We start from the raw sequence: 18,316 nt of genomic DNA, 5'->3' as shown, positions 1-18,316 counted from the left end.
GATGGCCCGAAAGAAGTCTTTGACGAAATTCGTAAAGCGGTTCCTTCCATGGGGGGAATCACCTGGGAACGTCTGGAACGCGAACATGGCGTGGTTTATCCCTGTGAACAGGAAGGAGATCCGGGCGAACCGATTATTTTCACCGATCGTTTCCCGACAACGGATGGGCGCGGTCTGTTTGTACCAGCGGATATTGTCGAACCGGATGAACGTCCTGACGAAGAATATCCGTACATCTTAATCACTGGCCGTATGCTGGAACATTGGCATACCGGTTCAATGACCCGTCGTTCCAATGTGCTGGATGCACTGGAACCTGAAGCGGTGGCCACCATTCATCCACTGACACTGGATGAAATGAATGTCAGACCGGGTGAGATGGTGACATTATCAACCCGTCGCGGGGAAGTCTCTGTGGTAGCAAGGGTTGATGAAGCGGTGCCGACCGGAGCAATATTTATGGCCTTCTGTTATTACGAAGCGGCGGTAAACAAACTCTCCAACGCCGCTCTGGATCCGGCAGCAAAAATTCCAGAGTTCAAATATTGCGCGGTGAAAGTCACGCCAGGTGGAGAACCCTTGAAGTTTCATAGTTACGGTGGTGGTCAAGCTGTTAACAAACTCAAGATGTGATGGAAATTAGGGGCTATTGTTTCGTCCATCTGTGTTGGAAATGATGTAGGCAAATTAATGATATCTCATCATTACCGCATTGTTGGACGAAATACATCTTTAGCCGGGGTGAAGATGGAAGATCAACAGCTACTTGAATCACAAAAGGGCATGTTTTCATGCCCTTTTTTATGTCATAAGCGCGCATTCTTGCTAAGATAGCGGCGAATAATCTCTTGACGCAACAGGTCAAAAAAATAAATGAAAATCCTCATAAGTAACGACGACGGCTACATGGCAAAGGGTATCCGTACGCTGGCACGCTCGCTTGCCGGTCTGGGGGAAATCACAGTGGTTGCGCCAGATCGTAACCGCAGTGGTGCCAGTAACTCGCTGACATTGGAAAATCCCTTACGACTGGACCGAATGGAAGACGGTGTTTATCGCGTAGAAGGTACGCCGACAGACTGTGTACATCTGGCCATTACCGGTTTACTGGAAGATGAACCCGACATGGTGGTTTCAGGCATTAATGCGGGAGCCAATCTGGGTGATGATGTGCTGTATTCAGGCACCGTGGCTGCCGCGATGGAAGGACGCTTTCTGGGATTGCCCGCGATTGCTATTTCGCTGGCTAGCTTCGAAGGCAAACACTACGAAACAGCTGGCTGGGTGGCACAACAGTTAGTCGAAAGACTTAAATCTGTAGCATTACCCGCTGATACTATTCTGAATGTGAATGTGCCCGATCTGCCAATTGAAGAAATTATCGGTTTTGAAAGCACCCGTCTTGGTCATCGGCATAAAGCCGAACCCGTGATCAAAGAAATGGATCCGCGTGGCAGACCCATGTATTGGATTGGTCCCGCCGGAGCAGAGCAGGATGCGGGGCCCGGAACCGATTTTGATGCGATTCGCCGTGGTGCAGTATCGGTGACACCATTGCAAATTGATTTAACTCGATACGATGCGATTGATGGCGTCTCAAGATGGTTGGAAAGCACTTTGCCATGATCGCCGATCCACGTGGAATAGGAATGACTTCGCAAAGGACTCGGGATCGACTGATCCAGCGTCTGCAGGAGCGTGGTATCCAGAATATTCAACTGTTAACGGTAATGAGACAGTGTCCTCGGCATTTATTTGTCGACGAGGCTTTAGCCAGCAGAGCATACGAAGACACGGCATTGCCAATCGGTCTGGGCCAGACCATTTCGCAACCATACATTGTGGCGCGAATGACCGAAATTCTGTTGCAGGGTGGCCCCAGAAACAAAGTATTGGAAATCGGCACTGGCTCTGGCTATCAGACGGCAGTGCTGTCTGCATTAGTGCCAAGAGTCTTCAGTGTTGAGCGTATTGCACCATTACTCAAGCAGGCGAGAGAACGTTTTTATCTGTTAAAGCTTAATAATATTCGCCTCAAACACAGTGATGGCAATTGGGGTTGGCCGGAAAATGGCCCCTATGACGGCATTATTGTCACCTGTGGTGCAGAACACATACCGCCCACGTTGTTGGAACAACTTGCACCCGGTGGACGATTGGTCATTCCAGTCGGTGGCAGCAAGGGACAGATCCTGAAAGTGATAGATCGGGTCGGTGGTAAATTTGAAGAGACGGAATGGGACGCCGTCAGTTTTGTCCCGCTTTTAACTGGACAGATTGGATGAAATTATTTTCAGGGCTTTACGCAAAAGTCATGCAATGGGCCAGGCATAAACACGCCACCTATTGGCTGGCATTAGTCAGCTTTACCGAATCATCCTTTTTCCTGATACCACCCGATGTGATGCTGGCACCAATGTCGCTGGCAAGACCCGATAATGCCTGGTTTTATGCCGGATTAACCACGATAGCTTCCGTGTTAGGCGGTTTATTGGGCTACATTATTGGGGTGTTTGCTTTACAGATGGTTGAGCCCTTGATTATTCAGTTTGGCTATACTGAAGCCTATGAAACTGCCCAGCAATGGTTTGCCGATTATGGTTTCTGGGCCATCTTTTTAGCGGGCTTTACACCGATACCGTACAAGATCTTTACCATTGCTTCCGGTGCGGTGGGGATGTTGTTATTACCCTTTATTCTGGGTTCTTTGATTGGTCGTGGTATGCGGTTTTTCCTGGTCGCCGGTTTAATGAAATGGGGTGGTCAGCCGTTTGAAGAAAAATTACATCTGTGGGTGGATCGACTCGGCTGGATCACGGTCGGTCTGTTGGTTTTGGCTTATTTGATATTTGTCTGATATGAAACGGCTGTTCATTGTGCTGATGGTTACGTTGACTGCTTGCAGCGGTAACAATGCGTTAGCGCCGATCGGCAGGGAAGATTCGGGTAGATATCAGCAACGTCCTGCCCCGGCGCCAGCACCCAACAGCTATACCGTCAGAAAAGGCGATACGCTGTATTCCATCAGCTTCCGCTATGGCATGGATTATCGTGATGTTGCACGTATCAACGGCATTCGGCCGCCATATACCATTTATGTCGGACAAAAAATCAAATTTGATGGTCAGCGTGTTACTACCGCATCCACCACCCGTCCGGGGACTGTAACACCAAGCCCTAGCAGACCTTCATCACCGTCGGTCACGCGTCCTTCAACCACCACTCAACCGTCACGGCCTTCAACCGCCACCCAAACACCGCAGGTGAAACCATCCACGCCTAAACCAACGTCATCACCAGCGTTGACCTCAGGCAGTGAAAGCCTTATCTGGCGTTGGCCGACTGAGGGCAGGGTGGTATCGACATTTTCAGAATCTGCCGCGGGTCGCAAAGGAATTAACATTATCGGCAAACCCGGACAGCCGATTTTGGCAGCAGCTGATGGCAAGGTGGTCTACAGCGGTGATGGCTTGCCGCGCTATGGTAATCTGCTGATCATCAAACATAATGATGTCTATTTAAGCGCCTATGCCCACAATGATACGTTGCTGGTGAAAGAGGGCGATACAGTGAAAAGTGGTCAGCGTATTGCCACACTGGGTCGGTCCGGCACCCAGGTCGAACAATTGCATTTCGAAATTCGTCGAAACGGTAAACCCGTCGATCCAATCCGCTTTCTGCCTAAACAATAAGCGGCATTATCCGTTACAATAACGGGTTTGCTGCGGCAGCTTTATCAACTAATTTCAATGAGGTACTAGCGTGGAACTCGGCGCGACGATGCAACGAATTAAAACTCTCCGTGATCGCAGTGACGATCTCAGGGGGTATCTTTGACTTCGATACTAAAGCAGAACGCTTAGTCGAAGTCACCCGTGAGCTGGAAGATCCCAATGTCTGGAATGATCCGGAAAACGCCCAAAAATTAGGCCAGGAACGTTCAAGCCTGGAGCGTATTGTCAAAACCCTGTCATCGCACAGTGAAGTTTTAGACGATGCCAAAGACTTGCTCGAACTCGCTGTTGAAGAAAACGATGAAGACACTTTCAATGCTGTAAATGCCGATTTGGATGCATTGGAAAAAGGTCTGGAAAAACTCGAATTCCAGCGCATGTTCTCCGGCAAGCTCGACGCCAACAGCGCCTATCTGGATATCCAATCGGGTTCTGGCGGAACCGAAGCACAGGATTGGGCCAACATTATTTTGCGCATGTATCTGCGTTGGGGCGAAGCCCAGGGCTACAAAGTCACGCTGATGGAAGTCTCCGAAGGTGAGGTTGCTGGTATCAAGAGCGCCACCGTGCGTTTTGAAGGCGAATACGCCTTTGGTATGTTGCGTACCGAAACCGGTGTACATCGTCTGGTACGTAAATCACCATTTGATTCCGGTGCCCGTCGTCATACCTCATTTGCCTCGGTGTTTGTGTATCCGGAAGTGGATGACACCATCGAAATCGATATTAATCCGTCTGATTTACGTATTGATACCTACCGCTCAAGCGGTGCCGGTGGTCAGCACGTTAACACCACTGATTCAGCGGTACGTATTACCCACGTACCGACCAACACCGTGGTGCAATGTCAGATGGAACGCTCACAGCATAAAAACCGTGACCAGGCGATGAGCCAGTTACGCGCCAAACTGTATGAGCTGGAATTACAAAAGCAAAACGAAGTCAAACAAGCCGCCGAAGAATCCAAATCGGATATCGGCTGGGGCAGTCAAATCCGCTCCTATGTACTCGATCAATCACGCATCAAAGATTTACGTACCGGTGTCGAAACCGGAAACACGCAGGCTGTTCTGGATGGCGATCTGGATCAATTCATTGAAGCCTCACTCAAATCAGGTTTATAAGCGAATCCAACATGACCCAAGAAACAGAATTTGACGAAAACCGACTGATTGCCCAACGTCGTGAAAAACTGGCCACCATTCGTGAGCAAGGCAACGCCTTCCCCAATGACTTCCGTCGCAATGTGATGAACGGCGAGTTGCAAACTGAATATGCCGAGTGGGATGGTGATCAACTCAAAGCTACACCACGCCGCGTCGCAATCGCCGGTCGAATGATGACCAAACGGGTGATGGGTAAAGCCAGCTTTGCTACTGTGCGTGATATGTCCGGTGATATCCAGCTTTATGTCGCGCGTGATGAATTACCGGAAGGTGTCTATCCACAATTCAAAACCTGGGATAACGGCGATATCATCGCGGCCGAAGGTACCTTATTCCGTACCCAAAAGGGCGAATTGTCGGTACATGTCGAAACCATCAAATTACTGACCAAATCACTGCGTCCATTGCCAGAAAAATTCCACGGTCTGTCAGATATGGAAACCCGCTATCGCCAGCGTTATGTCGATCTGATCATGAACGAAGCCAGCCGTGAAACCTTCCGTATTCGTACCAAAGTCATTGATGGCGTGCGTCGTTACCTGATGGATAAAGACTACCTCGAAGTCGAAACCCCAATGATGCAAGCTATTCCCGGTGGTGCCACTGCCAGACCGTTCACCACCTATCACAATGCATTGGATATGGACTTGTTCCTGCGTATCGCCCCGGAACTGTATCTGAAACGACTGATTGTCGGCGGCTTTGAACGCGTGTTTGAAATCAACCGTAATTTCCGTAACGAAGGTCTGTCCACCCGTCATAATCCAGAATTCACCATGGTCGAGTTTTATCAGGCCTATGCCGATTTTAATGATCTGATGGATCTCACCGAAGATATGCTGCGTACTGTGACCCAAAATGTACTCGGCAGCAGTCAGGTGCATTATCAAGGTCTGGATATTGATTTTGCCCAGCCATTTGATCGCATGACCGTTAAAGATTCCATCCTGCATTTCAACCCGGATCTGAAAGCCGAACAACTCGACAGCATCGAAGCGGCCAGAGAAGTTGCTCAAGGCTTGGGCATTCCACTGAAAGACAGCTATGGTCTTGGCAAAGTGCAAATCGAAATCTTCGAAAAAACCGTCGAACATCGTCTGATGCAACCGACCTTTATTACTGCCTACCCAACCGAAGTATCACCCTTGGCAAGACGCAGTGATAACGACCCATTTGTCACCGACCGTTTTGAATTCTTCGTCGGTGGCCGTGAAATCGCTAACGGCTTCTCGGAATTAAACGACGCCGAAGACCAGGCCGAACGCTTTAAAGCCCAGGTCGCCGAAAAAGATGCCGGTGATATCGAAGCCATGCACTACGACGCTGACTATATCCGTGCACTGGAATACGGTATGCCACCAACAGCAGGAGAGGGGATTGGTATTGATCGGTTGGTGATGTTGTTGACTGACTCACCGTCGATTAGAGATGTATTGCTGTTTCCGCATATGCGGCCTGAGTAAAACGAAATTTATAAACAAACGGGCTTTGAGCCCGTTTGTAAGCTAAAGCACTCTTATATCAAAATTTGCTTTATGCAATCTGAGTGCACCCTTGCCACTCATCCATAATGAGTCTATGGTTAAGAAATATTAAACGGAAGTTACTAAAGAATGGAAGTTCCACATCAATCATCCCTCAATCTTACTCGCAAATTAAAGTTCAATGATGTGTAGAACTTTCTTTAAATGGCTGTTTAACAACTGCTATGTTGCTAAGATTATTAATAACCATATTGTTCAAATTGGTTTGCCGGTAATAACTGGTACTTACATTACACTAGTTGAAATTGATCTTGAGTTTTTAAGGCAATTTCCACACGCAAAAGAAAACTTACTGCTGCTTTTATTAGCGCTGACTTTAATCGTTAGTTTTTATGGTGCAATTGCAAAGGCTTTAGTCTCTAAGTCTGATGAGAATTACAAGCAGTTCCTTGAAAACTTTATGGTGGCGATTTCAAAAGTTGTAACTACTAAACTTGATAGATTTAAACGAAAAGCACCTCATCTTCCAAAGACAGGGAACATTTTCAAAGAAATAACTCAACCAAAGGCTCAAATAGAACAAATACACAAAGAAGCTGTTTCTTTATTAATGAGTACTTTTCAGCTTAAAGATGATGAAGTTTGTATAACGATAATGCATATGGGTTCTACCCCGATTCCACGGACGGTTTTAAAACACTCGCAAACATCACATCTCGCTGAGCAACCCTTCTTCTCATTCGAGGATTATGGAATCGCTCAATATAGTCAAATAAATCCGCTTTGGCAGAATCCAAGGTTGGGTAACGCATTCGGTTTGTCCGTTCTCTTTTGAGAACACCAAAAAAGCCTTCACAGGCCGCATTATCGCCACAATGACCGACCGCGCTCATGGAACTCATCAATGTGTTTTTACTAAGCAATCGCTGGTAATCGCCGCTTCTGAATTGGCTGCCTCGATCAGAATGTAAAATCACAGGCTCACTTCCCTGACGCTGCCACACGGCCATTTCGACAGCGCGTAATACCATTTGTCGATCTTGTCGATGATGCATTGACCAGCCAATGACGAGTTTGCTGAACAAATCGAGAACAACGCACAAATACAGCTTGCCTTCACCTGTTTTGAACTCTGTGATGTCGGTGACCCACTTGGTCTCTGGTTCCAGGGCCATGAAGTCCCGCTCCAATAAATTACTTACCCCAGGTGGCGTTAATAAGGGCGGTTTCTTCTGTCCACGCTTCTTCTTTCTCGGCCACCCTTGCAGTCCGGCAACCGACATTAAACGTGCTATCCGGTTTTTGCTGGCTGTTTCACCTTCAATCGTCAGATCTTCATGCATGCGCGGTGCACCCAAAATACCGCCACTATCTGCGTGAAGTTCACGAATGCGCTTCAGCAATCGATTGTTATCAATCTTTCGTTCGCTCGGTAAACGTGATTCCCAGCCGTAATAACCACTAGCGGAAACTTCCAGACAACGACACATTAAGCGCACGGGAAACTCGACGCGACAACGTTGGATCGCCTGATATTTCAGGACGACTCCCTGGCAAAGAACGTCGCCGCTTCGCGTAAAAAATCCCGCTCCTTCTTCACCCGCGCCAGTTCACGTTTCAGGCGGGCGACTTCTTCATCGCGAGGGCTACCCGTGCCAGTAAAGGCCTGTGGGCCATTCTGATCTGCTTCACGTCGCCACCTTGTTAGCAGATTTGGGGCAAGGCCCAGTTCTTGAGCAATCTGAGCACAGCTAACACCGGGCTGCCGGGTTTGTTCAACAGCACCATGTTTGAACTCGGGACTGTATTTTCTTCTCTTTGACATAAACACTCCTTTTGCCCATTATCAGGCTTCTTTGAAGTGTCCGCAAAATCAGGGTAGAACCCTATTGATGATGCAGAAGATAAACAATATTTTGCATTCAACACTCAGCCAGTTTGGATTCACACAAAGGCCAAGAAGCTTTTGAGCAATAAATCATCTGCTGCTATTTGTTTAGAAAGGGGGAATCAGTTTTCCATCCTAGTAAAAAGAAAGCTGCAAAGTGTGGTGAGTATATTTTATCGGAAAGAGATGAACGTAAAGGTGATGGGAGTATATTCTGCTTTCCTGTAGTCACAGAGTGTGCGGATTACATTGATAGATACGTTATTTCAATCGTTTCCTATGGTAAACGTGTATGCGAACCAGGGGATAACTCCGCTGAAGCTATCGCAAGAATATTTTTCACAGAAATTTGCAAAAGACTCGATATTGAACTTACACTTAATAGCATTAAGTCATGGCAGGAATCTAACTCAAGGAGAGTTAAGTGATGACCAACACGACTCAAAAATCTATGTCTAAAGACAGAACATCTCATTTTATCGGTGATAACAAAGCAAGGTTAATGGATCTGGCATTGAGGCTCGATAATATTAACTCATCTGTATCAAACCAGAAAAAACACCAACATGTAGATGACAGAGTTTTAAAGGCGAAATAACCACACCTTTCGATATCATACGAATTACAGAGATGCGCCATTTAATTTAGGTATGCATATTAAAGTGAATCGTATTCTCTATGAAAAAGGAAGCTAAGCCTAATATGAGTATATAATCTTGATTATTACCGCAAGTAATTAGTTTTTCTTTTAAGGCAACTTATCTTTCGACGAAAGGTGTCTCTCTTTAAATTTTTGAAGTGGTTGGAAATAATCAATGAGTCAGCCAGCTTTATTCATAACTTCAAACACTCTATAAGTGCATTACAAAACATACCTGCTGGTTTAAAAATCCTTTATTAATGGATTCCTGCTTTAGGAATACCGTCTTGTCAAAAATCTTGAATCCTTAAGCATCATCATTTGATGGAGCCACATTTGATAATCAATAAAAGCTGGAATTTGCAAAGTGCTTTTGATGCAATCAATGATGCTTATTATCCAGGTGGGTTACAAAGTGGACCTCAACGTAATAGGCAAATTGAAACTTGGGGACAATTGGTAGGTAAAACCAAGGCACTTTCTGAGTTGAACTCAATGATTAAAGAGTATGGTTCAATTAACAAAATGTCAAAAGCTATTCGAATGAGTCCAAGCACTATTAAGCAGTTGAGAGCGTTCTTTGAATCATTGCCTGATGAACTTGAAGCGATTGTTAGCCCAAGAGTTTATGAGTTCACTGAAGGACAGAAGTGCTTACTTGAAGAAGATTTAACTCACGAATTTAAAGAAATTAAGGGAAATAACCCTGCCAAGTCAATTCAAAACCTTGTCACAGAATATGTAATCGCTTTCTTAAATAGCTCGGGTGGCAGCATTTTTTGGGGTATATGCGATGATGGAACTGTAAAAAGTATTCAACTAACTTTAAGCCAAAAAGACGATATTAATAAAGTAATAAATACAAAAATTAATACCCTCGAACCATCAATTGATCCAACCAAAATTAAAGTGGTATTTCATAGTGTTGCACAGACTGAAAATGGATATGTACTAGAAGTAAATGTGCCAAAATCCAATACAATAGGACTATTTTTTAATTCATCTGGTCAAACTTGGGTAAGAGTTAATGGCTGTAAGCAAAAATTACAAGGTATAGCTTTGCAGGATTACATTGTGGAGCGTCTCCAAAAAAACAGCTAATAATTTAGCGAAATTTGGTCCCAATGGTCGAGAATTTGGTTATTATCCTATTTTGAAAACAATAGAGAGGAAGACCAGATGGCTTGCACCTGTTGTAGTAATAAACTTAATAGTGGAATGATTCATAAATTCGATCCCAAAACTAACGAGGAATATAAATCTTGTCCGCATTGTTCTGATGCGAATGGAATACAGCATGTATTTCATCCATACCCCTCTTCATTTGGCAATACAACAGCCCGTACAACAGTTCATAATCCCGATGGAGATCAAAGTTATTGCGTAGAATGTCGTAGCCTAAAGAGAGGAGTACCTTCTCGTGTCCATCAAAATGGCCGAATATGTAGTAGTTTGATATAGAGGTAAAATGCAAATTTTTCGTAGTGATGCAGTAGATTGGCTATCAACCCTTGCAGATGCCAGCGTTGATCTTTTAATAACAGATCCACCATACGAGTCACTTGAGAAACATAGGAAGATTGGTACAACCACGAGGCTAAAGGTAAGCAAAGCATCAAGTAATCTTTGGTTTGATATATTTCCAAATAAGCGTTTTGAAATCTTGCTAAAAGAGGTATATCGCGTTCTAAAAAATAACTCACACTTTTATTTATTTTGTGATCAAGAAACTATGTTTGCAATTAAACCAATTGCAGAGAAAGTGGGGTTTAAATTTTGGAAGCCGATTATCTGGGATAAGGTAAGTATTGGCATGGGCTATCATTACAGGGCTAGACATGAGTACATACTTTTCTTTGAAAAAGGTAAAAGAAAACTAAACGATTTGGGTATGCCCGATATTCTTGAATGTAAAAGAGTTCACAGGGGATACCCAACCGAAAAACCAGTTCAGCTGATTGAGCACCTTATATCCCAGAGTAGTTCAATAGGAGAATTAGTTGTAGATCCTTTTTTTGGGTCTGGTTCTACCCTATTGGCAGCAAAAAATTTAAACAGAATATACCTTGGATCTGATATTTCAGAAGTAGCTCATGAACATTTCAAAAACAGGTTAAGCGAAACATAATTATCAAGTTGACTGTCCGCTTGAGCTTAACCACTTTTGTCATCCGGTGATACTAGGTGTTAGGCAAATATAGGAACACGCATGCAAGAAAAGAACGGCTGTGAATTTTGCCTTCCCGCATTTTTTCATTCATCGTCGATGCATGAGGGACATCATAAGGAGACAGAAAACGCGACTGTGACATTTGTTAAATACGAATCAAGGGGTCAGCCAACTTGATTTGGTTTAATTCCGTAAACTGATGTTATAAAGTAACCAAAATCTTATCGCTACAAGGATGTAACGACATGGCAAGACTTCCTCGATTGCTACTACCCGATCAGCCTCTGCATATCATGCATCGCGGCAATAACCGTCAAAACATATTGGAAAATAAAGAGTGTGTGGCTCGTATTCTCAATGATATTGCAGAGTCACTGGCTAAAACCGACTGCCAGCTTCACAAAATCAATGGGGTCAGAATGTTTGATTTTTGTCGCCAGGCATTGCCATGAATCGAATAAACCCATCTAAGCTACATAACAGTAAATGGACAGCGGTGAATCCGATAAATCGAGAAAAGCATTTCCTGGTATCAGACATCGCGTTTAACGAAGATGGCTCAGTTATCTCATGCAAATTGGAAGCGATTATTTCAAAGAAGCTTTATTCAATTGACTGGATGGAACTCAAAAACCAAGACAAATGGATTCAGGGTTGGAAATAGCTATTAGCAGTGGCGGAACCAAAAGGGGTAGAGTATTTGGTTTTGAGATACTTTCCCCCTTGATAACGTGAAAGCCGAGAATAAAACAGAGTTAAAAAATCAACGCAAAAAGGCCGATCACGACAAGCAATCCGATAATAAAAATAATACCTACTACACTGCCTAAAAATTTAAACATGAATATCCCCTCGTTGTTTTCAATGGATGTGGGCCGATTATGTCTGGCCCACGGACAACCCATATTTGCATTCTTCTCACATAGTGAGCAATAACATCAGTTAACTTGTACCTTCCACAATGAGTAAGGATCTACTTCGTTTTTATGGGCTGTTTGGCGAGATGCAGTCAAAAGAAATTAGTAGGGCCAGTTTCTTATTAATAGTAATTTTTTAATTAGTAAAAATTACTTTTTTCATACTGTGAAAACGCCTTGACGACCAAGACTGGATATCTGCATACGTGATTTTTTCTGGATATAAACTACAAATTATTTTTGTGGTAGAAGATGATTATCTTTTTAGCTTGAGCTTCTTTCTGAAGCGACATCAAAATATAGCTGAAGTAGTCACTCATAGTGGGGAGTAAATGTGATGAATGATATTGGTTCTAACGCTGAGTACGCAGAAGAAGCATTTACCTTTGCACAAATTAGCGAGTTGTCCGGTGACACTTTATTGGAGTTTGGCGCACCCTGGTGTGGACACTGTCAGGCGGCAAGTTCGGCGATAAACGAAGTCGTATCTGAACATTCAGAACTTCGTCATATTAAAATCTATGACGGAAAGGGCAAACGACTGGGCCGTGCGTTCAAGGTAAAGCTTTGGCCGACGTTGATACTTCTGCACGATGGGACTGAAGTGGCTCGTCTCGTGAGGCCATTACGTTCTGACGAGGTTCGCGAATTAATGTCGAAACTCAACTAAAAGCGGCTAATAGGTTAAGGCATCTGACGCACTCAACGTTGTCGCTTCTAAGAACATCCCCTTTCGCTGCTCTTAAACGCAAAACCTTCGAAATCCCTTTTTGGAATAATCTTAAAGACCTGGAACAGCCGAATTGAAATGGCTGGATATCGCGAAAAACTGACTTCAAATTTGATGAGCGACGGCAGCCTGGCAACGCCATTAGCCTTGATGACCGATCGTTTTAATTCATAACATTTGTCTAAAAAGATCGGCATAATATTGCACGCCAGTATTAGGATCGGGGCCCTGAACCGGAATCACGTCGCTTTAACCTTTGGAACATCGCATGAAACATATTGGATGGCTGCTTTTCGTCTTGTACAGTTCGAACGCGCTGTCTGCGGGCGAAGTTGAAATCCCTTTGCTGGCTGAAACTGCGCATCTCCAGACAGCGATCAGTCGCGTCCTTGAATTCGATGAGAATGGCCAGAGCACCATTAGCAACGACCCATGCAATCGGGTTGAATTGTCCGATATGGTGGTGGTTACCGAAGATGCCCAATTGTCTGTCGGCATGGCCTTGACTGCCACGACAGGAGCTTACGTGCTCGGTGCTTGTCGGGGCCCAAAACCGTGGCAGGGTCGTCTTGCGTTGAAACTGACCCCACAGGTGATGGATTCAGGACTGGGCATAGAGTTTCTGCCTGATTCGATCGAGTTATCTCGCCCGGATAGCACCCCCGGCCTTTTGAGTAAACCGGTTCAGCTCATTGCCGATACACTGGTACTGCCGCGCATGAAGCGGGTGCAAATTGACCTGGCCGGGCCGCTGAACAGCCTTGATGGATTAATCGTGCAAATGATGGGGGCGGGGAGAGAGCAAGGTGGTGAGCAGTCCCTGCTTCAGCGAACTCATATTACCCGCCTTCAAACGGAAGAAACAGGCGTCAGAGCCTGGCTGGCGTTTCAGGTTCGCCCCCTGAACCAGCCGAACAAGCAGTTGAACCAACATTTGACGACAGTGAGTTGGCTCAATGGCAAACGCTTGAAGATGAGTTAGATGGCTTTCTGACGACCATTATTTCGGCGCTGGCCTACTCGACGGAGTCTCGTGCCTTACGTCTGGAATTACTCGCCGTGCTGCTGGACGCGCGACACGCGATTGCTGAAGCGCTGACGGTCGATGATCCTGCATATGATCCGGTTCGAGAACTTTTCCTGACGACATGGGAGCGGTTGCGGCCACTGATGAGCGAACTGGAAGGCCTGAAGACACCGGGACTGGAAGTGGATTTCAAGCTTGCCGCGTTTATAGCGGGTGGTGACGCGCTGCGAGCACTTGACGCCCTCGGGCCGGAGTATGGTTTTGAAATTACCCGTGACGGACTGCGCCGGCTTGCCCGCTTGCTGCTCGCCGAAGCGGTGCCTCCGAGTTTTACACCTTTGCCATTGGAGGTTGATCCAGAGTTTCGTGATTTGTTTGGGTTTAATGCCAAAGACGAGGCCGTATTTACACCAGCAGAATTGACGGGACAAATCTCCGGTGGTTTTGGCTGGATAGGGTCTTGGCTGATGTCGAACGCTCATGCTGAAAGTATCCAACCAGCCGAGGCTCTAAAGGGGTGGTCCCGCGACCGGATAACCTTAATGATTACCTTGAGCTGGTCGACAGCTTACTGGAGGAAGAAGCCAGTGCATGGCTGGCTGAAAATGATAGCGTACCTGAGATGATGGCGGAGCGACTGGATCCTTTGGTTCGTGCCACAGCATGGAAAGAATCCTGCTGGCGCCACCTAGTAATTGCGAGTGGCGAGCCTCAAGTGTTGCGTTCAGCCGGAGGGGCGGTGGGCATGATGCAGATCAACGGTCGGGTCTGGCGCAAGGTCTACGATCTGGACCGTCTCGTGGATGAGGTTGATTACAATGTGAACGCCGGTATCGATATTTTGACCCATTACATGCTTGATTATGCGATCCGTAAAGGCGAGCACGAACAGCCCGGCGGTGCTGACAATTTGGTAAAGGCAACCTACGCCGCTTATAACGGTGGTCCTGGGCAATTGGCACGATACCGTCGCGAAGACACCTCAGCCCAATTGAAGGCCATCGACAATGCATTCTGGCAACATTACACGACCATCAAGGACCATAAATGGCCGGACATCTCAAGCTGCTACTCGGTCGGTGGTTGACACCAGAGTTCAAGGTTTCAGTCAGATTGATTTTGCTTTTCTCAGAGCGGTGCCTTTACTGCAGTAAACTCTGAGCACCTTCAATCAAAATAAAGCCCTGTTTACAGAGAACAGGGCTTTATGTCCTAGCATTTTATTGATTGATTATTTCTGTCTAAAGCTATCAAAACGTGCAATATGTTCTTCCAGATTTTGGTTGAGCATTTCTGCGTAGCGTTGAGTGAAGTATTCAATGGCGGCTTGTTTTTCGGCTTGTAGATTTTCTGCACTTTCAACCGAACGGGCGACACTGAAGGCATTAAAGCGTGCAGCTGAAAATAGAATAGATGTATTGGCGTCGTCTACACTGCTGTCTGCTGCTTGTTGATTAGCAAGGGCAATGAATTCATCGACACGTTGTTGAAATGTTTTTGTTGGTGAATTTTCACTCATTCTTTCTCTCTCATTAATGTTATGGGTTTGAAATTTGATAGCAGTCGTGATGAGGTTGTTGTTGGCTATGTAAGCCGATTGAACGCAACACATAATATCAGATAGAAAAACCTGAGCAGTTTTAGGTTCACTAAAGACAGTAAAAAGCAACAGAGTTTTTGGACTAGCACTCATCAATTAACTCGATCTGTCCTCCTTAAGAGTCCTCTATTAAATCATTAGACTGAATATGAACTATGCGTAAAACTGATAAAAAAATTGATAACGAACTTCGGCTAAAATTGACCGATGTATGTGAACAAGGATTAAAAGATATCGCTGGTTTCCAGTGGCTAACGCACTTGGTGAACTATGATGATTATCCAAATAGCTTAATGGTTGTTTGTGTATTTGATACCAACGAGAATTTGAAAAATTACCTCCAATCAGATGACAGCCAAGCATTGATATCTCTAATTGAAGCTGAATTTAAAACGATGGATATCAAGCTCAAATGCCTTGGTGATCATATCGCATACGATTCTGAAGAGAACTGTAATCAATACCACAATGGTAATTGGGCACTTAGGTTGGGTTAACCAATATCAATCAACTCTTACCTCTATTTATTAGACAAACAAGCAAGCATCAGTCATCAACTGATTTAAACAAGCGGCTGTAGTTTATACTGCATGGTATCTTTTACTGGATACGTTTGAGCGATAAAAACCGAATAATGAAAATACCAAAACAAATTCAGCCGCTTGTTGATGATGGCCTTGTGGATGAAGTGATTAGTCGCTTAATGAGCGGCAAAGAAGCCGATGTCTATGTCGTGAGATGTGGTGATGAAATACGCTGTGCCAAGGTCTATAAAGATGCGGTCAAGCGTAGCTTTAAAAAAGCCGTTCAATACCAGGAAGGACGAAAAGTACGCAATAGTCGCCGGGGCCGGGCGATGGAAAAAGGCTCTAAATTTGGTCGTCAGCAGCAGGAAGAAACCTGGCAGAATGCCGAAGTCGATGCACTGTATTTGCTTGCCAGTGCCGGAGTGAAAGTACCTCAACCCTATGACTGCCTGAATGGCGTGTTATTGATGGAATTGATTACGGATGAGGAGGGTAATGTCGCGCCGCGCCTCAACGATGTCTCCATGTCTGCCGAGCAAGCCATCGAAGACCACATGATGGTCATGCATTCTGTGAAAAAAATGCTTTGTGCTGGCTTAGTTCATGGCGATTTGTCAGAGTTTAATGTTCTGGTCGATGCGCATGGCCCGGTGATTATCGATCTGCCACAAGCGGTGAATGCGGTGGCCAATAATAATGCACAAGCCATGTTAACGCGTGATGTGCAAAATATGACCCGTTACTATGCTCAATTCGCACCCGAACTTCGTAAAACGCATTTCGAAAAAGAAATATGGTCGTTATTCGAAAATGGCGACTTACTGCCGGATACGGAACTCACGGGCCAATTTGAAGAAGATACTCAAGCCGCTGATGTGGATGGGGTGATGCTTGAAATCAAAGCGATCCTGGAAGAAGAACAAGAAAGGCAATTGTGGTTACGTGATAAGGATGATTAAGGTTTAACCGTATTATTTTTAGAAAACATCAAGTTGGCTGATCCTCTGACTGCTTCCCATGCCGCTGAAAATAGTCCCGCGCAGCCCGGTTGACCTTAGGGGCGAGCAGCAGTGCGGAAATCATGGTCGGTATCGCCATGGTCGCATAGAGTCCGTCAATGAGGCCGATGATGGCCGGCAGACTGGTCACGCTGCCAAAAACCACCAGTGCGGCGTAAATCCAGACGTAATGGTGCTGATGTCGCGCCCCAATCAGAAAGCCCAGACACTTGCTGCCGTAATACCAGAAGGTAAAAATGGTGCTCAGCGACAGCAGCGCCACGACAACGGTAAGCAGATAGGCACCGATACCGGGGAAGGCGGTTTCAAATGCTTGTGATGTCAGGGTCACACCATCGATGTCGCCATCAACTTGCCAGCTACCGGTCACCAGAATGGCCAGAGCAGTACAGGTACATACCAACAGGGTATCGATAACTGGCCCCATCATAGCAACCAGACCCTCACGAATGGGTTCATTGGTACGTGCCGCACCATGGGCCATTGCCTCGGTACCAATTCCAGCTTCGTTGGAAAAAGCCCCGCGGCGCACGCCCATCAGAATGACGGTGCCAATAGCGCCCCCGCGACGGCGTCACCGGAAAAGGCATCGCTAATAATCAGCTGAAAAGCGGCCGGAATTTCGCTGGCGAAACGCATCAACAGCAGGGCGGTCATCCCCAGATAAAGCAATACCATAACCGGTACCATGCGTAACGTAACGCGGCCAACGCGTTGGATATGGCCTGTCGTCACCAACAATACCAGGGCGGCAATGAGTACCCCCATCACCAGATCAAATGTGAAATGGCTTTGTGACGTGGTCCAGCCGGCAGGTTCAGCCACCACTTCACGGACAATTTGTACCAACTGGTTAACCTGAAAGGCGGGCATGGTGCCCATCAGCCCGGCGACTGCAAACAGCGCGGCCAGTGGCCACCAGCGCTTGCCAAGACCTTCGCGAACAACATACATAGGACCACCCTGAAGGTTGCCCTCACTGTCTTTGCCGCGAAACATTACACTCAGGGAGCAGGTATAAAACTTGGTGGCGACACCGATGACGGCTGTCACCCACATCCAGAATATGGCGCCCGGGCCGCCCATGGTAATTGCCAGCGCTACACCGGCAATATTGCCCAGTCCCAGCGTCCCGGACAGGGCAGTGCTCAGTGCCTGAGTATGGGGTATATCACCTTCATCGCCTTCACGATCAAAGCGTCCTGTCAGGATTTGTAAGGCATGTCTGAAATGGCGATAAGGCAGGCCACCCGAATACACCACAAAAAACAGCCCACCACCTACCAGCAATATAACCAGCGGCAGGCCCCACATAAAATTGGCGAAGGCGGTAAAAAGCGCTTCCATGTTGTTATCCTGATTGTGTTCAGGCTGTTACCCTAGCGCTTTGCCGGTACAGATTCAAAAGACATTC

The 18,316-nt window shown here is 46.0% G+C and carries 21 protein-coding genes and 1 pseudogene; 18 read left to right on the top strand and 4 right to left on the bottom strand.

Annotated elements, in window-relative coordinates; genetic code table 11:
• Window positions 1–48 precede the first annotated feature (48 nt).
• The 7 genes from AC08OG_RS12985 to lysS all read left to right on the top strand — a co-directional run bounded on the left by AC08OG_RS12985 (window position 49) and on the right by lysS (window position 6,363).
• Entirely contained in the window at window positions 49–633 is a 585-nt protein-coding gene (locus tag AC08OG_RS12985) for a molybdopterin oxidoreductase family protein (RefSeq protein WP_482930554.1), read from the top strand.
• A 240-nt stretch (window positions 634–873) separates the two neighbouring features.
• A complete protein-coding gene (gene surE, locus AC08OG_RS12980; protein ID WP_041354362.1) occupies window positions 874–1,626 on the top strand; it encodes a 5'/3'-nucleotidase SurE in 753 nt (250 codons plus the stop codon).
• Window positions 1,623–2,285 (top strand): protein-L-isoaspartate(D-aspartate) O-methyltransferase, encoded by a 663-nt coding sequence (locus tag AC08OG_RS12975; RefSeq protein ID WP_292400600.1) that lies wholly within the window; start codon window positions 1,623–1,625, stop codon window positions 2,283–2,285. The genes surE and AC08OG_RS12975 overlap by 4 nt, the downstream gene beginning before the upstream one ends.
• Window positions 2,282–2,857, top strand: a complete 576-nt coding sequence (locus tag AC08OG_RS12970; RefSeq protein ID WP_482929705.1) for a YqaA family protein — start codon at window positions 2,282–2,284, stop codon at window positions 2,855–2,857. The genes AC08OG_RS12975 and AC08OG_RS12970 overlap by 4 nt, the downstream gene beginning before the upstream one ends.
• A 1-nt stretch (window position 2,858) precedes the next feature.
• Window positions 2,859–3,692, top strand: a complete 834-nt coding sequence (locus AC08OG_RS12965) for a peptidoglycan DD-metalloendopeptidase family protein (RefSeq protein WP_292353488.1) — start codon at window positions 2,859–2,861, stop codon at window positions 3,690–3,692.
• A gap of 88 nt (window positions 3,693–3,780) precedes the next feature.
• A protein-coding gene (prfB, locus tag AC08OG_RS12960; RefSeq protein WP_318989408.1) for a peptide chain release factor 2 occupies window positions 3,781–4,858 on the top strand; the annotation gives its coding sequence in 2 pieces (ribosomal slippage) (window positions 3,781–3,834 and window positions 3,836–4,858; 1,077 coding nt in all).
• Window positions 4,859–4,869: 11 nt separating this feature from the next.
• A complete protein-coding gene (lysS, locus tag AC08OG_RS12955) occupies window positions 4,870–6,363 on the top strand; it encodes a lysine--tRNA ligase (RefSeq protein ID WP_482929704.1) in 1,494 nt (497 codons plus the stop codon).
• 689 nt (window positions 6,364–7,052) lie between these two features.
• Here the strand turns inward: lysS and AC08OG_RS12950 are convergent.
• A protein-coding gene (locus AC08OG_RS12950; protein WP_300497071.1) for an IS3 family transposase occupies window positions 7,053–8,209 on the bottom strand; the annotation gives its coding sequence in 2 pieces (ribosomal slippage) (window positions 7,053–7,969 and window positions 7,969–8,209; 1,158 coding nt in all).
• A 487-nt stretch (window positions 8,210–8,696) separates the two neighbouring features.
• Here AC08OG_RS12950 and AC08OG_RS12945 point away from each other — a divergent pair.
• From AC08OG_RS12945 to AC08OG_RS12925, 5 genes are all read left to right on the top strand, one after another.
• Complete coding sequence (locus AC08OG_RS12945) at window positions 8,697–8,870, top strand: hypothetical protein (RefSeq protein ID WP_482929703.1); 174 nt, start codon at window positions 8,697–8,699, stop codon at window positions 8,868–8,870.
• 378 nt (window positions 8,871–9,248) lie between these two features.
• The gene (locus AC08OG_RS12940) at window positions 9,249–10,013 is read left to right on the top strand and encodes an ATP-binding protein (RefSeq protein WP_482929702.1); all 765 of its coding nucleotides are present in this window, start codon (window positions 9,249–9,251) and stop codon (window positions 10,011–10,013) included.
• A 367-nt stretch (window positions 10,014–10,380) separates the two neighbouring features.
• Complete coding sequence (locus AC08OG_RS12935; protein ID WP_482929701.1) at window positions 10,381–11,040, top strand: DNA-methyltransferase; 660 nt, start codon at window positions 10,381–10,383, stop codon at window positions 11,038–11,040.
• 287 nt (window positions 11,041–11,327) lie between these two features.
• Window positions 11,328–11,534, top strand: coding sequence for a transposase (locus tag AC08OG_RS12930; RefSeq protein ID WP_482929700.1), 207 nt, complete (start codon window positions 11,328–11,330; stop codon window positions 11,532–11,534).
• On the top strand, window positions 11,531–11,746 hold the full coding sequence (locus AC08OG_RS12925; RefSeq protein ID WP_482929699.1) for a TIGR02450 family Trp-rich protein: 216 nt from the start codon (window positions 11,531–11,533) through the stop codon (window positions 11,744–11,746). The genes AC08OG_RS12930 and AC08OG_RS12925 overlap by 4 nt, the downstream gene beginning before the upstream one ends.
• Window positions 11,747–11,837: 91 nt before the next feature.
• Here AC08OG_RS12925 and AC08OG_RS12920 read toward each other — a convergent pair whose 3' ends face one another.
• Window positions 11,838–11,924, bottom strand: coding sequence for a small membrane protein YohP (locus tag AC08OG_RS12920; RefSeq protein ID WP_482930553.1), 87 nt, complete (start codon window positions 11,922–11,924; stop codon window positions 11,838–11,840).
• Between the two features lie 412 nt (window positions 11,925–12,336).
• Here AC08OG_RS12920 and AC08OG_RS12915 point away from each other — a divergent pair, with 412 nt between their 5' ends.
• The 4 genes from AC08OG_RS12915 (at window position 12,337) to AC08OG_RS12900 (ending at window position 14,843) form a co-directional block, all read left to right on the top strand.
• Window positions 12,337–12,669 (top strand): thioredoxin family protein, encoded by a 333-nt coding sequence (locus AC08OG_RS12915; protein WP_482929698.1) that lies wholly within the window; start codon window positions 12,337–12,339, stop codon window positions 12,667–12,669.
• Window positions 12,670–12,997: 328 nt separating this feature from the next.
• A complete protein-coding gene (locus AC08OG_RS12910) occupies window positions 12,998–13,711 on the top strand; it encodes a hypothetical protein (RefSeq protein WP_482929697.1) in 714 nt (237 codons plus the stop codon).
• Window positions 13,678–14,382 carry a hypothetical protein gene (locus AC08OG_RS12905; protein ID WP_482929696.1) on the top strand — a complete coding sequence of 235 codons (705 nt, stop codon included), beginning with the start codon at window positions 13,678–13,680 and terminating at the stop codon, window positions 14,380–14,382. Before AC08OG_RS12910 ends, AC08OG_RS12905 begins: the two co-directional genes overlap by 34 nt.
• Window positions 14,379–14,843 carry a lytic transglycosylase domain-containing protein gene (locus AC08OG_RS12900; RefSeq protein WP_482929695.1) on the top strand — a complete coding sequence of 155 codons (465 nt, stop codon included), beginning with the start codon at window positions 14,379–14,381 and terminating at the stop codon, window positions 14,841–14,843. Before AC08OG_RS12905 ends, AC08OG_RS12900 begins: the two co-directional genes overlap by 4 nt.
• 144 nt (window positions 14,844–14,987) lie before the next feature.
• On the opposite strand, the gene AC08OG_RS12895 is transcribed toward AC08OG_RS12900, so the two are convergent.
• Window positions 14,988–15,449 carry a DUF3144 domain-containing protein gene (locus AC08OG_RS12895; protein WP_482929694.1) on the bottom strand — a complete coding sequence of 154 codons (462 nt, stop codon included), beginning with the start codon at window positions 15,447–15,449 and terminating at the stop codon, window positions 14,988–14,990.
• A gap of 62 nt (window positions 15,450–15,511) precedes the next feature.
• Here AC08OG_RS12895 and AC08OG_RS12890 point away from each other — a divergent pair, with 62 nt between their 5' ends.
• Window positions 15,512–15,853 (top strand): Fis family transcriptional regulator, encoded by a 342-nt coding sequence (locus tag AC08OG_RS12890; RefSeq protein ID WP_482929693.1) that lies wholly within the window; start codon window positions 15,512–15,514, stop codon window positions 15,851–15,853.
• 137 nt (window positions 15,854–15,990) lie between these two features.
• Window positions 15,991–16,842: a PA4780 family RIO1-like protein kinase gene (locus AC08OG_RS12885; protein WP_482929692.1), complete on the top strand. Its 852-nt coding sequence runs from the start codon at window positions 15,991–15,993 to the stop codon at window positions 16,840–16,842.
• A 28-nt stretch (window positions 16,843–16,870) separates the two neighbouring features.
• Here the strand turns inward: AC08OG_RS12885 and AC08OG_RS12880 are convergent.
• Window positions 16,871–18,216 (bottom strand): annotated as a pseudogene (locus tag AC08OG_RS12880) (alanine/glycine:cation symporter family protein).
• Window positions 18,217–18,316 lie beyond the last annotated feature (100 nt).

The sequence above is a fragment of the Methylophaga sp. F7 genome (assembly GCF_056863975.1).
The sequence above is the reverse complement of the archived record's forward strand: the minus strand, read 5'-3'. Positions and strand labels throughout refer to the sequence as shown.

Bases quoted from the DNA above. Each gene is read 5' to 3' on its own strand.
- AC08OG_RS12985 (WP_482930554.1), top strand. From the start codon at position 49: ATGGGGGGAATCACCTGGGAACGTCTGGAACGCGAACATGGCGTGGTT.
- surE (WP_041354362.1), top strand. From the start codon at position 874: ATGAAAATCCTCATAAGTAACGACGACGGCTACATGGCAAAGGGTATC.
- AC08OG_RS12975 (WP_292400600.1), top strand. From the start codon at position 1,623: ATGATCGCCGATCCACGTGGAATAGGAATGACTTCGCAAAGGACTCGG.
- AC08OG_RS12970 (WP_482929705.1), top strand. From the start codon at position 2,282: ATGAAATTATTTTCAGGGCTTTACGCAAAAGTCATGCAATGGGCCAGG.
- AC08OG_RS12965 (WP_292353488.1), top strand. From the start codon at position 2,859: ATGAAACGGCTGTTCATTGTGCTGATGGTTACGTTGACTGCTTGCAGC.
- lysS (WP_482929704.1), top strand. From the start codon at position 4,870: ATGACCCAAGAAACAGAATTTGACGAAAACCGACTGATTGCCCAACGT.
- AC08OG_RS12935 (WP_482929701.1), top strand. From the start codon at position 10,381: ATGCAAATTTTTCGTAGTGATGCAGTAGATTGGCTATCAACCCTTGCA.
- AC08OG_RS12930 (WP_482929700.1), top strand. From the start codon at position 11,328: ATGGCAAGACTTCCTCGATTGCTACTACCCGATCAGCCTCTGCATATC.
- AC08OG_RS12925 (WP_482929699.1), top strand. From the start codon at position 11,531: ATGAATCGAATAAACCCATCTAAGCTACATAACAGTAAATGGACAGCG.
- AC08OG_RS12920 (WP_482930553.1), bottom strand. From the start codon at position 11,924: ATGTTTAAATTTTTAGGCAGTGTAGTAGGTATTATTTTTATTATCGGA.
- AC08OG_RS12915 (WP_482929698.1), top strand. From the start codon at position 12,337: ATGAATGATATTGGTTCTAACGCTGAGTACGCAGAAGAAGCATTTACC.
- AC08OG_RS12910 (WP_482929697.1), top strand. From the start codon at position 12,998: ATGAAACATATTGGATGGCTGCTTTTCGTCTTGTACAGTTCGAACGCG.
- AC08OG_RS12900 (WP_482929695.1), top strand. From the start codon at position 14,379: ATGATGGCGGAGCGACTGGATCCTTTGGTTCGTGCCACAGCATGGAAA.
- AC08OG_RS12895 (WP_482929694.1), bottom strand. From the start codon at position 15,449: ATGAGTGCTAGTCCAAAAACTCTGTTGCTTTTTACTGTCTTTAGTGAA.
- AC08OG_RS12890 (WP_482929693.1), top strand. From the start codon at position 15,512: ATGCGTAAAACTGATAAAAAAATTGATAACGAACTTCGGCTAAAATTG.
- AC08OG_RS12885 (WP_482929692.1), top strand. From the start codon at position 15,991: ATGAAAATACCAAAACAAATTCAGCCGCTTGTTGATGATGGCCTTGTG.